This window comes from Geomicrobium halophilum (assembly GCF_014207655.1).
In the GTDB taxonomy this organism is placed as follows: Bacteria; Bacillota; Bacilli; order Bacillales; family Marinococcaceae; genus Geomicrobium; species Geomicrobium halophilum.
The window spans coordinates 823,631-839,105 of sequence record NZ_JACHHJ010000001.1; the positions used below are offsets into that span (position 1 = coordinate 823,631).

Annotated in this window: 15 protein-coding genes and 4 tRNA genes; 18 read left to right on the forward strand and 1 reads right to left on the reverse strand. The window is 43.4% G+C overall.

The features are described 5' to 3' along the window. Window positions 1–51 precede the first annotated feature (51 nt). The 18 genes from HNR44_RS04015 to HNR44_RS04105 all read left to right on the forward strand — a co-directional run bounded on the left by HNR44_RS04015 (window position 52) and on the right by HNR44_RS04105 (window position 15,183). Window positions 52–537, forward strand: a complete 486-nt coding sequence (locus HNR44_RS04015) for a DUF456 family protein (RefSeq protein ID WP_184402804.1) — start codon at window positions 52–54, stop codon at window positions 535–537. Between the two features lie 70 nt (window positions 538–607). Further along, window positions 608–684: transfer RNA gene (locus HNR44_RS04020), tRNA-Met, on the forward strand. An 18-nt stretch (window positions 685–702) separates the two neighbouring features. Next, window positions 703–778, forward strand: a tRNA-His gene (locus HNR44_RS04025). A gap of 3 nt (window positions 779–781) precedes the next feature. Continuing rightward, window positions 782–858, forward strand: a tRNA-Ile gene (locus HNR44_RS04030). Window positions 859–1,186: 328 nt separating this feature from the next. Next, window positions 1,187–1,795: a superoxide dismutase gene (locus HNR44_RS04035; RefSeq protein WP_184402805.1), complete on the forward strand. Its 609-nt coding sequence runs from the start codon at window positions 1,187–1,189 to the stop codon at window positions 1,793–1,795. 304 nt (window positions 1,796–2,099) lie between these two features. Then, window positions 2,100–3,383: an MFS transporter gene (locus HNR44_RS04040; RefSeq protein WP_184402806.1), complete on the forward strand. Its 1,284-nt coding sequence runs from the start codon at window positions 2,100–2,102 to the stop codon at window positions 3,381–3,383. A 92-nt stretch (window positions 3,384–3,475) separates the two neighbouring features. Then, complete coding sequence (locus tag HNR44_RS04045) at window positions 3,476–5,530, forward strand: peptidoglycan D,D-transpeptidase FtsI family protein (RefSeq protein WP_184402807.1); 2,055 nt, start codon at window positions 3,476–3,478, stop codon at window positions 5,528–5,530. 124 nt (window positions 5,531–5,654) lie between these two features. Beyond that, complete coding sequence (gene rpmG / locus HNR44_RS04050; protein WP_142086354.1) at window positions 5,655–5,804, forward strand: 50S ribosomal protein L33; 150 nt, start codon at window positions 5,655–5,657, stop codon at window positions 5,802–5,804. Between the two features lie 106 nt (window positions 5,805–5,910). Beyond that, window positions 5,911–6,462 carry a 5-formyltetrahydrofolate cyclo-ligase gene (locus tag HNR44_RS04055; protein ID WP_184402808.1) on the forward strand — a complete coding sequence of 184 codons (552 nt, stop codon included), beginning with the start codon at window positions 5,911–5,913 and terminating at the stop codon, window positions 6,460–6,462. After that, window positions 6,463–7,224 (forward strand): DUF92 domain-containing protein, encoded by a 762-nt coding sequence (locus tag HNR44_RS04060; RefSeq protein WP_184402809.1) that lies wholly within the window; start codon window positions 6,463–6,465, stop codon window positions 7,222–7,224. A 370-nt stretch (window positions 7,225–7,594) separates the two neighbouring features. Next, window positions 7,595–9,163 carry a rhomboid family intramembrane serine protease gene (locus tag HNR44_RS04070; RefSeq protein ID WP_184402811.1) on the forward strand — a complete coding sequence of 523 codons (1,569 nt, stop codon included), beginning with the start codon at window positions 7,595–7,597 and terminating at the stop codon, window positions 9,161–9,163. A gap of 258 nt (window positions 9,164–9,421) precedes the next feature. Continuing rightward, a complete protein-coding gene (locus HNR44_RS04075; RefSeq protein ID WP_184402812.1) occupies window positions 9,422–9,913 on the forward strand; it encodes an LTA synthase family protein in 492 nt (163 codons plus the stop codon). A 9-nt stretch (window positions 9,914–9,922) separates the two neighbouring features. Then, a complete protein-coding gene (locus HNR44_RS04080) occupies window positions 9,923–10,123 on the forward strand; it encodes a YqgQ family protein (protein ID WP_221434199.1) in 201 nt (66 codons plus the stop codon). A 35-nt stretch (window positions 10,124–10,158) separates the two neighbouring features. Next, on the forward strand, window positions 10,159–11,115 hold the full coding sequence (locus HNR44_RS04085; RefSeq protein ID WP_184402814.1) for an ROK family glucokinase: 957 nt from the start codon (window positions 10,159–10,161) through the stop codon (window positions 11,113–11,115). Between the two features lie 54 nt (window positions 11,116–11,169). Continuing rightward, entirely contained in the window at window positions 11,170–12,063 is an 894-nt protein-coding gene (rocF, locus tag HNR44_RS04090) for an arginase (RefSeq protein ID WP_184403546.1), read from the forward strand. Between the two features lie 19 nt (window positions 12,064–12,082). Further along, window positions 12,083–13,492, forward strand: a complete 1,410-nt coding sequence (aspA, locus tag HNR44_RS04095; RefSeq protein WP_184402815.1) for an aspartate ammonia-lyase — start codon at window positions 12,083–12,085, stop codon at window positions 13,490–13,492. A gap of 477 nt (window positions 13,493–13,969) precedes the next feature. Further along, window positions 13,970–14,605 (forward strand): thiamine phosphate synthase, encoded by a 636-nt coding sequence (gene thiE / locus HNR44_RS04100; protein WP_184402817.1) that lies wholly within the window; start codon window positions 13,970–13,972, stop codon window positions 14,603–14,605. Continuing rightward, window positions 14,602–15,183, forward strand: a complete 582-nt coding sequence (locus tag HNR44_RS04105; protein ID WP_184402818.1) for a hypothetical protein — start codon at window positions 14,602–14,604, stop codon at window positions 15,181–15,183. The genes thiE and HNR44_RS04105 overlap by 4 nt, the downstream gene beginning before the upstream one ends. Window positions 15,184–15,291: 108 nt before the next feature. Here the strand turns inward: HNR44_RS04105 and HNR44_RS04110 are convergent. Beyond that, window positions 15,292–15,366 (reverse strand) — tRNA-Gln (locus tag HNR44_RS04110). Window positions 15,367–15,475: the final 109 nt, after the last annotated feature.

Genomic DNA, 15,475 nt, shown 5'->3' on the forward strand with positions numbered 1-15,475 from the left:
GCAGATGCATGAAAATGTGCGTCTGCGGGTTGCCAGGGGGGGTCTATACTCGTGGATGTCATATGGATCGGCTTAGCATTTATTGCTTTTGCTCTTGCCATTATTGGAGCGGTTTACCCCATTGTCCCGAGCGGACCTATGTATATTCTTTCGATTGTCTTTTTTGGATTATATATAGGGTTTGGGACCTTTGGGATAGGTTTCTGGATCGGGCAGCTGTTGATCGTTATCCTCTTGTTTGTCGTTGACTTTTTAACAAGTTATTTCGGGATCACACGTATTGGCGGTTCTAAAGCAGCTGTATGGGGAAGTGTCATCGGACTTGTCATTGGTCCGTTTATCATCCCTGTTCTAGGGATCATTATAGGAGCGATAGCTGGTGCAATTATTGGAGAATTGATCGCTGGAGGGAGAACCGTTAAGTCGCTTGCTAAAATTGGCGTAGGTTCCCTACTCGGCTTTTTGGCCGGAGTCGTATGTAAGTTCATCTTGCTGTTCATCGGTCTTTTAATGATAGGATTTAGTTGGTGGTTTTAACGTAAAATGAAAGAAAATGGTTGCTGTCCGATTTGTTATATGGTATATTATCCATTGTCGCAGCACTGATGGCGGTGTAGCTCAGCTGGCTAGAGCGTACGGTTCATACCCGTAAGGTCGGGGGTTCGATTCCCTCCGCCGCTACCATGATTAATAGAGAATGTGGCGGTTGTGGCGAAGTGGTTAACGCACCGGATTGTGGTTCCGGCATTCGTGGGTTCAATTCCCATCAACCGCCCCATAAGGACCCTTAGCTCAGTTGGTCAGAGCAGACGGCTCATAACCGTCCGGTCGTAGGTTCGAATCCTACAGGGTCCACCATATCATCCGTTATAACGCACCCAATGGGGTGTTTTTTTATATTATAATAATCTCTAATTATCGGATTGTCGCATAAAAAAACGATGGCTGTGCAGTAGAAACGTTTTTTCAAACATCGTAAATGATGAGCTACAAGTATAGACAGATGGCAGATCCCCATATATCCTCGGAATTTACTATTCTTTTTTCAATAAAAATCTATATAAATTATAAAAAAGAGGTTTAAAGTCTATAACACGCGGGAACACCTAAACATAGAGAGGTTGATTACCTTTAAAAGCAGCATACAAATCCAATCAAAATTACACCCACATAGGAGGCGGTTTATATGGCTAACTATCAACTTCCTGATCTTCCATATCCAACAGATGCATTGGAACCACACATTGATGAGGAAACGATGAAAATCCATCATGGCAAGCACCATAATACGTATGTAACAAAACTAAATGATGCGCTTTCTGGTCATGACAGTCTTGCAAAGCAAAGTGTTGAAGATCTCGTCACGAATTTAGAATCAGTACCTGAAGATATCCGTACCGCGGTTCGTAATAATGGCGGCGGTCACGCCAATCACTCGCTTTTTTGGCAAATTCTTAGTCCAGACGGTGGCGGAAAACCATCTGGTGATTTGCTTTCAGCGATTGAGAAGAAATGGGGAAGCTTTGACCAATTCCAGGAAGAATTTACAAACGCGGCACTTGGACGTTTCGGATCAGGATGGGCTTGGCTCGTCGTTAATAATGGTGATCTAGAGATCCAAGATACACTCAACCAAGATTCTCCACTCACAGAAGGAAAAACACCGGTTCTTGGCATTGATGTTTGGGAGCATGCTTACTATCTTAAATATCAAAACCGTCGTCCAGAATATGTAAAAGCATTCTGGAACGTCGTAAACTGGCCAGAAGTAGAAAGACGTTATAAAGAAGCGTAAGAGATTTTACCCTCAGAAGGATGCATCCTTCTGAGGGTTTTTTAATGAATGCCCTCAAAGGACAGGGGTGCTTGCGTACTGCGCTAAAACTTTCATCCTTCGTGAAACGTTTATGGTTGCGAAGTGACAAACTACTCCGGCTATATTGTTCTCAAACAACTCGTTTCTTCTTTTTGTCCCCCTTCTTTAACCCCCTCTGTATAATCATCCATCTAAAAGGAATTTTTTTCTAAGGGAACGGATATTAACGAATAGAAGGAGAGTAATTGCACACGCTAATCCCAAGGCAAGGGTGGTGTGTGCGATGTTATCTGCGTTGTTGAAGCGGTTATTGCCAGAGAATGTTGAGGCAACGAAGGACTTCAAGCTTTTATTATTGATTGGTGGCTTATATGCGCTAAGTACGGCGCTTTCAAATACATTTGTTAATGTATACATATGGAAGCAATCCGGTGAGATCACAGCGATAGCCCTGTATCACCTGATCACCGTTCTCTTTCAACCACTCGCGTTCTTTTTTGCTGGTCGTCTTGTGAAGCGAATGGATCGAACAAGTGTGTTAAGAATTGGTGTTATTTTGCTGGCACTTTTTTATTTTGCCGTACTTTTTGCCGGCGGGGATGTTGAAGATCTGCTGCTATTATTAGGGATGTTATTAGGGCTAGGTTTTGGTGTTTATTGGCTTGCTTTTAATGTACTTACTTTTGAAATCACATCTCCGACATCGCGAGATGCATTCAATGGTTATCTAGGTCTATTTACGTCTTTTGCCGGAATGATTGGACCTTTGGCTGCCGGGGTTATTATTGCTTGGTTTCCAGGCTTTAGCGGCTATCAAACCATTTTTACAATTTCTCTATTGTTTTTTGCCGTCGCGGTCATACTGAGTTTCAAGTTTAAAAAAAGATCATCGTCAGGTATTTTTCGCATTAGTAAAGTATGGCAGCGCCGTCATGAAGATTTCGATTGGCGTCGAATCCTTTTTGCTCATTTTTTTCAAGGGTTACGAGAAGGTGTATTTACATTTGTGATTGTGTTATGGGTCTATACCACAACACAAAGTGAACTGGCTTTAGGGATGTATGGTCTGATTACGTCAGCGGTATCTTTTTGTTGTTATTTTATTGTTGGACGTTTTCTCCCTGTCCGCCTACGAAAACGGGTTATTCTTATTGGTTCTTTAATGTTGTATTTTGCTCTTTTCTTTATCGTTCCGGAGGCAAATTATTTACGACTGCTCTCCTATGGAATTGTTGTATCTGCCGCTTATCCGTTAATATTTGTTCCATTTGTATCCATGACCTACGATATTATTGGAAAAGCATACAAAGCAGCTTCTATGCGTGTGGAGTACTTAATTGTCAGGGAATGGTTTGTAAATGGAGGAAGGGCAGCATCAATTATCGGGTTTCTGATCGTGGTTCGCTTATTTGGAGATGAAAAAGGGATCCTCTTTACACTGTTAGTATTTGGGGCAGGTCATCTTTTCTTATATCTTGCGATACGAAATATTGAGCCTTCTGAAGGAAATCTTCCCGATGATGAATTTTCCAGTAAAAATCTAGATGAGCAGGAACGTCAAACATAGTTTAAATTTTTGCTGTGTATTGTACAGAGGGCTATGCTACAATGAGATCGTATAGGAAGACTCACCGATTTCGTGGGGAGAGGAGAGACCATATGGTGAGAGAAAAGCGGAAAAACCATATTCCGTTTCGTTTAAATGTGCTTTTTTTTGCTGTGTTTGCCCTGTTTTCTATATTGATTTTACGACTCGGTTTTATCCAAATCGTTGAGGGCGATGAATACGAAAGTATGTTAAATGATGAAGGCGAGCAAACGGCGACTGTTGATGCCCCCAGGGGATTAATGTTAGATCGGAATGGGAATACCGTCGTCGATAATGAGCTGCAATTATCGCTCACTTATACCAATCGTCCCGGTAATGAAGAAGAACGAATCGCTATTGCTGATCGTTTGTCCAGTTTTTTAGATATCACTGAAGACGATATTGACGATATTACTGAACGTGAATGGCAAGACTATTGGCTGCAAACGAGAGAAGATGAGGCTGAGCAGTTAGTTAGTGAACAAGAACAAGCTGAGTTGGAAGATGAGGAAGTTTACCAGTTGCAGCTTGATATGCTTTCACAAGATGAAATTATGGCTGATATGGACGAGGATGAAATGGAGGCAGTAGCCATTTGGACTGAAATGCTCAGTGGTTACAATTACTCTCCGAACCGTATTGCAGAGATCGAGGAGGAGACGGCTCATGCGATTGGTGAGTTGTTACATGAATTACCAGGAACAGACATTATGCGTGATTCGGTTCGCTTTTACCCCTATGGTGAAAGCTTTTCGAGGTTTCTGGGTCAAACAGGTTCCATTCCTTCTGAAAATCTGGAGCAGTACATAGGCGAAGGATACGAACGGTCCGATACGATCGGAACTACTTTCTTGGAAAATGAATATGAGGACGTGCTGCGTGGAGAAAAAGCCGAGATGACTACAGATGCAGACGGAAATGAAACGATGGACCCTGGAAAAAGGGGAAATGATCTCGTCTTAACGATCGACATGGCTTTACAACAAGAATTGGACAGCATTATTCAGGGAGTCATCGATGGCGCAAGCGGGGATACATTTTTGGACGATCGAGAAGCTTATGTCGTCATGATGGAGCCAGATACGGGTGAAATTCTCTCGATGGCAAGCTATGGAGATCACCTTGGTACGGTAACAAACGCATTTGAGATCGGTTCAACAATAAAACCTGCAACGGTACTCGCTGGTTATACCCATGATGTGATCGATCACGGAAGTACCTACAATGATCGGCCACTGACATTTCCGGGAGATGCTCGTTCGGTGTCTTCATGGCGTAATATGGGGACTGTGGATGACATCGATGCCATCAGGATGTCCTCGAACATTTATATGGCGGGAATTGCCATGGAAATGGCGGATTATGAGTATGGGGCAAGTGGCACGGACTGGTCAGGTGCCAGCACTGCTTATCGAATGTTGCGTAATCACTATCGTCAATTTGGGCTTGGTACGGAAACGGGTATTGATTTACCGTTTGAAATGACGGGAATCGAAGGAACTGAGAATCCCGAAAACCTTCTCTTTATGAGTTTTGGGCAGTTTGATACGTATACACCGCTGCAGATGGCGCAATATACAGCGACATTGGCCAACGATGGCGATCGTATAAAACCGAAGCTTGTGAAGGAAATTCGTGAACCGGCGACAGGCAGTGAAGAGACAGGGGCTGTCGTTCGTCAATTTACCCCTGAAGTCTTAAATTCAGTGAATAATACGACTGCGGATTTTGACCGTATGCACGAGGGAATGCGGCAAGTGATGCAAACGCCAGGGTCGAACGGAACTGGCGGGACTGCTTACAGTGATTTTAGTGGAGCTGATTATTCTCCAGCAGGGAAAACGGGTACGGCTCAGGTGACAGTTAACGGGCAGAACGGAAACAATCAGGCAATGATTGCATATGCCCCCCATGATGATCCGGAGGTGGCTATTGCCGTGATTGTGCCTAATCTCTCCACGGGTGATAATGCTTCAGGACTTGCAAATAACATTACGCGCCAATCCCTTGATGCATATTTCGAAATGCAAGAAGGTCAGCCTGAACCTGAGGAAGTCAAAGATGAAGATGAAATGTATCAAGATCAGCAGGGGGATGAGGAAGAAGAAATCGATATGGAAGGATAAAAGACACGATCAAGTCATTTGCCCTTCCCTAGAATTTGGATAAACCCCGGGATCTGTATTGATTTATACTCATAAATCTGTTAGTATAATCAGGTATGATTGCTCATGAAGAGGAGGGATAGCTATGCGCGTTCAAGTAACACTAGCGTGTACGGAGACTGGAGACCGAAACTATATTACATCTAAAAATAAACGGACGCATCCCGAACGGATGGAATTGAACAAGTTTTGCCCAAGGCTTAACCGCTATACGCTTCATCGTGAAACGAAGTAAGCAGCCGGATCATCCAGCTGCTTCTTTTTTATCAGCAAATCGCAGGCTTGAGATACTTCAGAAAATCTAGTAAGTGTTACCGATAGCGGAATGGGGGGAGGCGGCGATGAGAAAGAAAAAGGAGATTCGAACGTATATAGGTCAACATTTCCAAACGATGACTAGTGACGAAAGAGAGAAACGCGGCCGTTTATTACATGAGGAGTTATATAGTGATAAAATCTGGAAAGACGCAGGTGTGATCGCAACCACGATTGATACATACCGAGAAGTCCCTACACGAGACTTGATCGAAAGGGCATGGGCGGAGAATAAGCAAGTGGTCATACCAAAAACAGAAGTAAAATCCCATGCACTTATGTTTTATTCACTCTCTTCTTTTTCGAAACTGAAACAGATGGGTCATGGCCTTTTGGAGCCAGATCCAGCACGATGCGCGTTTGTGCCCGAGGATGAACTTGATCTCGTTATTGTACCAGGAGTTGCCTTTAACGTTGCTGGGTATAGAATTGGGTTTGGCGGGGGCTATTATGACCGCTTTCTCGGTTGCTACAAAGGGCCAACTGTTTCTTTTGCGTTTTCCTTTCAAATGTTTTCACGCCTTCCCATTGAAAGCCACGACATTCCAGTTCAGCGAATCGTTGCGGAGAACCCATAAATGACTACCTTCTTAACAGTACTTGTTGCAACCGTGGCATATCTCGGTTATCGCTTACAGTCATTATCTGTCGGGGGAGCGATCACAGCTTTTGTTGTTGGTGTAGGAATTTTAATCTCCTTTGGTTATGAAGGTTTACTAGTTCTAGCCATATTTTTTGTAAGCAGCACGTTGCTCGGGCGAGTGCCAACTCGGAAGTTTAAACGGGAACATGAGGTCCGTACAGTTGGACAGGTGTTTGCAAATGGAGGAGTGGCCACACTAGCTGCTTTATCTTCTCTTTTATTTGTTGATGATGAGCTCGCCATGATCCTTTTTATTAGTGCATTTGCCGCTGCGAATAGTGATACTTGGGCAACTGAAGGCGGCAGGCGTTGGGGAGGAAGACCGTATCATCTAAGAAAGCGCGGTCGTGCATCGATAGGCAGATCTGGTGCAATTACTGTTGTAGGAACGCTTTTCAGCTTTGTGGGGAGTGCATTAATCGCGTTAAGTGGTAGTATACTCATGTTAGACGGAGAATGGGCATTATTAATGACTCTTGCTGGGTTTACAGGCGCACTGGCAGATACCTTGATTGGCGCTTTTATTCAGGAAGAGCGTAAGTGCATTCATTGTCAGTCGATGACAGAAGAAAAGCGGCATTGCGGCAGCAAAACGAAAATCTCGCGAGGGGTGCTAGGAATCGATAATAATATCGTGAATACGGTAAGCACGATGGTAGCTCCTTTGCTTTCTCTTTTTATTTTCCTTCTCGTATAGCGGCTGAACCTTTCAGCCAAGCTAAGAAAAAACGGGAGGGATTTATTGTGCAAAAAATATTTATGTGGATCATCATTACCCTGTTTACTCTGCTTATGTATCGTTATCGCCGTTATTTCCTGCGTCTATTTCTGAAGAATAAAACAAGCCGTCGCGTATTAATAAAAACTGTGATGGAGATCCCGCCATTAAGGCGAAGATTTTTAAGGCGTTATTCCCCTTTTGCGATGTAAACGTATAAGTGATAATGATTTGGCCATCGGTAAGACCGAATTATTCGCATTTCATCACCCTTGTCGATTATCATAGAGAGTAGAAATCCTCTTGGCCGATGGCCACATGAAAAGGGAAAATCAAAAGGATGAAATCGATGGAAGTTAGGGACCAGGACGTGCTGTTCTGGGAACTCGCCCATCATCTTGTGGTGGGAAACGAGTTCCGTGCAGCTCACGTCAGTAAAGATCGAAAACAACTATGGCTTGAAAAGGAAACAGATAACGAACAAATCATCATCTCTCTATCTAAAATTGATATGGCTTGGAGTCGTGGTCTTGAAAATTATATTCAAGAAAACGCCCGTCAGTTTCAATCATTTAAACGTTCGTTTACCCGTAAAGATGTTGTCTATCACAATCTGTATATTACTTCGCTGGCCCCCGTGGACGACTGGAAAAAAAAGACTGGGGAGATCATTTATACAGATGCTGCCAAGCGTAGGCCCATGCATACATGGTTGTTTGCGGCCGCCATTGGAGCCCATAAGAGTGATGATATCGTCAGATTTTTAGGTTTGTTGGGTGCAGAGGCAAATTGGCCGAGCAAAGAAGAGATGCTCATTGAGGATGAAGATTTGCGCGCACAAAAAATGACGAGGCAACGGCAGGCAGTTATAAAAAAGATTGAGGACGAACAGGAAGAAGCTATTAAGGTTTTTACATACGGAAAACCTCGATTTACCATAGCTTTACTTGCTTCGATTTTAATTATTTTTGCCCTGATCGAAATGACAGCAAGTACAACGGATGTATTAGCACTGATTGATTTTGGAGCGAAATATAATCCAGCGATTGATGAGGGCGAATGGTGGCGCATCATTACTTCTATGTTTTTGCACATAGGGTTGTTGCATTTATTAATGAATTCTATGGCGTTATTCTTTTTAGGGATGGCTGTAGAACGGATCTTCGGAACATCAAGATTTATTTGGATCTATTTAATTGCTGGAATTGTGGGCTCTACTGCAAGCTATGCTTTTACCGATCAAGTTTCAGCGGGAGCCTCAGGCGCAATCTTTGGCTGTTTCGGTGCTTTGGTTTACTTTGGAGTGATTCGCCGCCGACTTTTTTTCCGGACCATTGGGAAAAGTGTAATTGTGATTCTTGTGATTAACATTATTTTTGGGACGGTCGTTCCGATGGTGGATAACGGGGCCCATATGGGAGGACTGGTTGGTGGATTTCTAGCTGCTGCTACAGTAGGAATGCCGGGCCACAAATTCAAGATCAGGCAAACAAGTATTGTTGTTGCTATTGCCGCTTTAATTGCAGGTCTATATGGTTACGGATATTACGGAGAAAGTATGGGTGGGGCATCACAGCCACTCGTAGAAATTCAACTGAGCCAGGAGTTTTTGGAAGAAGATGAGTATGATGAAGCTTACCAAACGATGGCTGAGGTGATCGATGATACCGATATGCCCGAGGCCTATTTTATGATTGGGACAGCCGAGTTAGGTCGTGAAAACTATGAGGAAGCCGAGGGTTATTTTCTAGAAGCGATAGAAGAGAATCCAGATTTCCACGAAGCTTCTTATAATCTCGCGCTTGTCTACGCCGAGATGGGTGAAGAAGAACAAGCATATGAATACGCGGAACGAGCTGCAGAGCTCGATCCAGAGAATGAACAGTACGAGGAATTACTGGAAAATCTAAGTGAATGATAAGCGTATTGCCGCCTTGATAATGATCAAGGCGGTGAACTGTGAGCAAAAAACCTATCTAAAAGCGTTTGTTTGTTCCCGTACATGTATCGAATGTTACAATTCTTCTGGCCTTACTTTTTTCTTTATTTTGAAAATAATTTCCTTAAAACCGGTAGCAGGAAGAGTAGCATTTTTCGGTGGTTCATGGACAGCCCTTAAATTGCATACGTTTCTTGTAAGGTTGTACCGAACGTAAAAAATAAAGGTGGGGACAATATGCTTTCTGCATTCGCCATTGCGGTAGCCATTGGGGCACTTTTGTTTCACCAACGTGTTGTTGATCTGGAGAAGTGGATGCTGCTTTTTGCTGTGCTTTTTGCAGCGGTGGGGTATTTAGGGTTTGCCGTCAGCAATGGTCATTTGAATTTCGTAGCAGATGGGTGGATTCAAGGATTCTGGTTTACGAGTACAGTTGCGTTCATCGCTGTGGCCATTCTGTCATATCATCCATTTTATGGTTTTTTTGGTCGCCGGGATATACGAATTTGGGTAAGCATCATCGTGATGTTTTTTTTGACCGGAGCTCTTGTAAATATATGGATATCTATCGTGTTTACCTATTTAATTCTCGTTGTCGCTTTTGTTGCCGGTTTGTTCATTGGATTTTTAGTCCAAAGCTATTTATTTTCCTATTGTTCACGATTCCAATGGCTGCCCTACGTACCATTATTATTTCTCGTTTTCGCCTCGACAGGAAAGTTGCTATAATAGTAGAGTATGAATATTAAAAGTGTGCATGACGTGCGTCAGCTGTTGTTACGGTTTCACTCGGTGATTTACACGCAAGATCGTTTGACTGATTTGATTTTGATGGAAGACGAATTATCCATGTTACAGCAATCAGGGTTGCTGGAGAGGGAGGATTATTACGCTTGTAAACGGATTTTACAAGTGGAGCAACGGAAATTAGAGAAATAATAGACGTACAGAAAAGTTTTGAGGGGGGTTTAGGAATGGCAGAATACATTGTAGGCATCGATGTTGGTGGGACAACGACAAAATTTGGCATACTGACCACCACAGGAGAAAACATCGGCAAGTGGAAAATCCATACACATACGGAAAATGACGGAAAAAATATTTGTTCCCATATTAAAAGCAGTATTCAGGAATATTGTAGAGAGAATCAAATTCCTAAATCTAAGCTGGCAGGAGTAGGTGTCGGAGTTCCTGGTTTTGTGGAAGAAGGGTCTGGTATGGTGAACAATGCCGTTAATATTGGATGGAAAGATTATCCGTTACAATCAACCCTTGAAGAATTGCTCGATTTGCCTGTGTTTATCAATAATGATGCGAACCTTGCGGCGGCAGGTGAATATTGGCAGGGAGCAGCAAAAATGGAAACGTCTACATTATGTATAACGCTTGGCACAGGTGTAGGCGGCGGCGTGATCCTTAATGGTGATGTCGTCACTGGACCAAGCGGTACAGCAGGAGAGATCGGCCACTTCCTTGTCGTACCTCACGGTCGTATTTGTACGTGCGGACGGGAAGGCTGTTTAGAAGAGTATGTCGCTAGCAAAGGATTACGGAGGAGTTTGCTTGACCATTTGCGCAATCCTGCTGAAAGTACCCAGCTGGATAAAAGTAGTGAAGCTATAGATATATTTAAGGCAGCCGAAGAGGGGGATAGGCTTGCAAATCGGATTGTCAATGAAGCTACCTATTATTTGGCGTATGTGTTGGCAAATACAGTGGTTCTTTTTAATCCGGAAAAGATTATTATTGGCGGCGGTATGTCAGCGGCAAAAGAAACGTTATTACAGCCGTTAGTCGCTCATTTTAAACGTTTCGTGTTAACAGAGGCTGATCAGCATTTATCCTTTGGGTTCGCCCAACTTGGAAATGATGCCGGCATTTACGGTGCATCCTGGCTTGCTGCAAAACGGCTGGGCTATATCGACGATTAAGTTGGGGGTATTTTTATCATCTAAGGATAAAATGGGGAGGAGTACATAATCGTGTTGGATAAAAAAATATCAATGGTAGGTGTACCGTTAGATTTAGGACAGAACCGTCGAGGTGTTGACATGGGGCCAAGTGCTATTCGTTATGCGGGGGCCTTCGAGCGTCTGAAATTACTTGGATACGATGTTTGTGACCATGGAGATTTAACCGTACCTGTGCCTTATGTTTCAGCATCGGAAGAGGATTTGAAATATCTATCAGCTGTTGTGGATACGAATCGAGTCCTCGCAGCCAAAACGGATCGCATCGTAGCAGCGCAGGAATTTCCGCTCATTCTTGGAGGGGACCACAGCATTGCAATCGGTAGTCTTGCTGGTATATCCAAGCATTATGAGGAGCTAGGAGTAATTTGGTATGATGCCCACGGGGATTTGAATACGGCAGAAACTTCACTGACCGGAAATATTCATGGTATGCCTCTTGCTGCCAGCTTAGGACTGGGCCATGAATCCTTAACAGCAATTTCTGGAGACACTCCAGCGATCAAACCAGAGAATATTGTCATTATTGGAGCTCGGGCACTTGATGATGCTGAAAAAATGCTCGTTCGAAAATCAAATATGAATGTATTTACGATGCATGAAGTTGACCGGCTCGGCATGAGCGAAGTGATAAGGCAAACGATTGGATACTTGAGTCATTGTGATGGTATTCATGTCAGCCTTGACTTGGACGGGCTCGACCCCATCGATGCTCCAGGCGTTGGCACACCAGTCGTTGGCGGGATCTCATACCGGGAAAGCCATTTGGCGATGGAAATGTTACATGAAGCAAATCGGATTACATCTTGCGAGTTTGTGGAGGTCAATCCAATCCTCGATGAAAAAAATAAAACAGCTGAAGCGGCCGTTGCGCTGATGGGTTCTCTTTTTGGAGAAAAATTAAAATAACAGGAGATGATTGACACCTATGGAACAGCGTATAGAAAAGGATTATTTAGGAGAAAAGCAAGTGCCTGCGGACGCCTATTATGGAATCCAAACCGTGCGGGCACAAGAAAATTTCCCTATTACTGGCTATCCTCCCCATCCAGCTTTAATTCAGTCTTTCGGTTTCGTCAAGAAGGCAGCGGCCATGGCTAACCGGGACGTTGGAAATTTAAACGAAACATTAGCAAGTGCCATCGTAAAAGCGGCAGAGGAAGTTATCGAAGGGAAGCATAACAAAGAATTCGTTGTAGACGCCATACAAGGCGGGGCAGGAACTTCTTTTAATATGAATGCAAACGAAGTCATCGCCAACCGCGCGATTGAAATTTTAGGGTATAAAAAAGGAGATTACAGTCGATTAAGTCCTAACACCCATGTAAATATGGCCCAATCCACGAATGATACTTTTCCTACTGCGATCCATATTGCAGCCTTAAAACTTGCAAAAGGATTGCAAAATGTACTTGATGAAACGATTGACACACTTAAAAAGAAAGAAAAATCATTTGATGAGGTTATCAAGATGGGGCGCACCCATTTGCAAGATGCTGTCCCCATTCGTCTCGGTCAGGAAATTGGGTCCTACCGCCGCATGTTAGAGCGAGATCTCGGGAGAATTGAACGGGCTCTTAATAATTTAAATGAGGTCAACATGGGTGCCACGGCTGTTGGGACCGGTTTAAATGCGGAACCAGAATATATTGAAACCGTCACAAATTATTTATCCGAGATTACAAATCTGAAGTTAACGGGGGCCGATCACTTAGTCGACGCCACACAAAATACAGATGACTATACAGAACTCTCGGCATCTTTAAAAGTACTGGCGATTAACCTGTCCAAAATGGCGAACGATTTAAGACTTATGAGCTCAGGGCCGCGAACGGGTCTCAATGAAATTAATCTTCCAGCCCGTCAACCGGGATCTTCCATTATGCCTGGAAAAGTAAATCCTGTGATGGCGGAAGTCGTTAATCAAGTTTCTTTTCAAGTCATTGGAAACGATCATACCATCAGCCTTGCTTCTGAAGCTGGGCAATTAGAGTTAAATGTGATGGGACCTGTCCTTGTTTTTAATTTATTACAATCGTTATCGATATTAGAAAACGGATTGTGTGTGTTTAGACGGCACGCCCTTGAAGGGATGACGGCCAATATCGAAAAAACGAAGGAAATGGTGCATAACAGCGTAGGAGTTGTTACTGCTATTAATCCTCACGTGGGTTACGAAGTCGCTTCACGTATCGCGAAGGAAGCTTTGAATACTGGCAATTCGGTGAAAGACATTTGTATCGAACGTGGGATTTTATCGGAAGAAGAGTTGGAGGAAATCCTTAAACCGCAAGAGATGACCAAGCCAGGCATAGCGGGATCAAGATTTTTGGAATAGGAACAAGCGGCTTTTAGAATCCAGCCGCTTATTCAATTGCTTTCCAACATGATCAAAATTCCCGAGTTTAATCTACAAAGGTTTCATTTGTACTTACAGAATAGATTTCAAATGCGTGATTCTGTAAAACAGGAAAAGGAATTGATTCATTAACATCACCACTGAAAAGTCCTCTAAAAATACCTTTCATCTTGGTTGGCGGTCAGCACTGATCGCTTAGAGACTATAATACTTCATCATAAATGAGTTTTATATTTTCCCGGCTTTTTGAACACCCTCTTCATTCCTAACTTTGACGAATATCCCTATGTAGCAGTTATCCATTTCTGTCGACCGCTTTTTAACCTCTTGTTTAAACATCATCCAGTCCTTTTATGTATGATTTTAATATGAGCACAATTTATTTGTGTGAAATTACTAAAGGCGGTACACTGCCAATAGATAAAAGAATCGTGAATAAGTAGAGGGGGGCTCGGTGTGTGGACATCAGGATTGTATGTTATCTCCGCGGAACATTTACATCCAGAACGAACATTGGAATCGGTAATGGAAGCAGCTTTACAGGGTGGGGCTAGTGCCATTCAACTGCGTGATAAGGAAAGCAGCAAGGAAGATTTAATTAAAAAAGGCCGAAAGTTACAGCAGCTGGCCTCACGCTTTGGCGTGCCTTTCATTATCAATGACCATTTAGATGTCGCTTTAGCGGTAGATGCGGATGGTGTACACTTTGGGCAGGGGGATTTTCCGCTCTTGGAAGCACGTACCTTATTAGGAAGGGGTAAGCTTATTGGGATTTCCACTCATACAAAAAAAGAAGCCATTGAAGCCGAGCGGGACGGGGCCGACTATATCGGTGTTGGGCCTGTCTACCAAACGCGTTCTAAGGAAGATACGGAAGAAGAGGTCGGGCTGAGTGGATTGCGAGACATTTGTGAACAGGTTTCGATTCCAACTGTTGCGATCGGAGGTATCAAATTGAACAATGCCGCGGCGGTTGCTGCTACAGGTGTGAGTGGAATTGCTGTTATTAGTGAAGTTGTCATGAGTAATGATATCGAAAAAACATGTGAACGTTTTACAGGGATATTGAATGATAGTTACGGGGGAGAATGATGTTCAGAAGTAGTAATAAATGGATGATTATATTGCCAGGATTACTTATGATTTTTTTATTTGTAGCCGGAGGTCTTTATGTTACAGAATCCGATGAAGTTGGGCACGAAGAGCTCAAGGATCATGTGCAGCTGGATGCTGCCATAGCAAATGATCAACTTAAGGCCGAGTGGGAGTGGGCAGCCCTACCGGAAGGAGAGCTAGAAGGCGAAGATTATATCGGCATTATCGCCTATGAAAATGGAGAAGTCCTTCCCGGTTATGAATTTGAGGAGAACGAGATACAATTATTGCAAGGTGACGAGGTCATCTATGAAGACGAAGCGATGGTCGTCGATGAAGGATTGATTTTTGAATTTCCAAATCGAATTGAAATGAATGAAGTCTACGGCCCTATAGGGTCAGTTTCTGTGCAATTACCAGAGAAGGCTGAGGAAACAGAGGTCCATTACCTCCATACATGGCTAGCACATGCGGGGCAAGGTGGTGAAGACCCGGCATTTACTGATCCACCATTTCCGGGAATGGAAGATTATGATAACTTCTGGTGGGTCGTGAGTGAAACAGCGAGTGAATAATCATAACGGCTCTTGAGTCATTGTACTCAAGGGTTTTTGTTTGATGAGGTATCCACATACAGACACCCGCGTCGTTTCACGCGGGTGTCTGTATGTGATCCTATGTAATGGTTGGGATGGCAGGATTCGAACCTACGCAACATGGAGTCAAAGTCCATTGCCTTACCGCTTGGCTACATCCCATGCTACACCCAGTAGTATGGGCACGTAAAAAAAGATTATACTTTTTTACGAAAAAGGAAGGAAAAAGACAGTTACTGTCGAATAGTAATATGTGTGAGAGAGCCCCCTT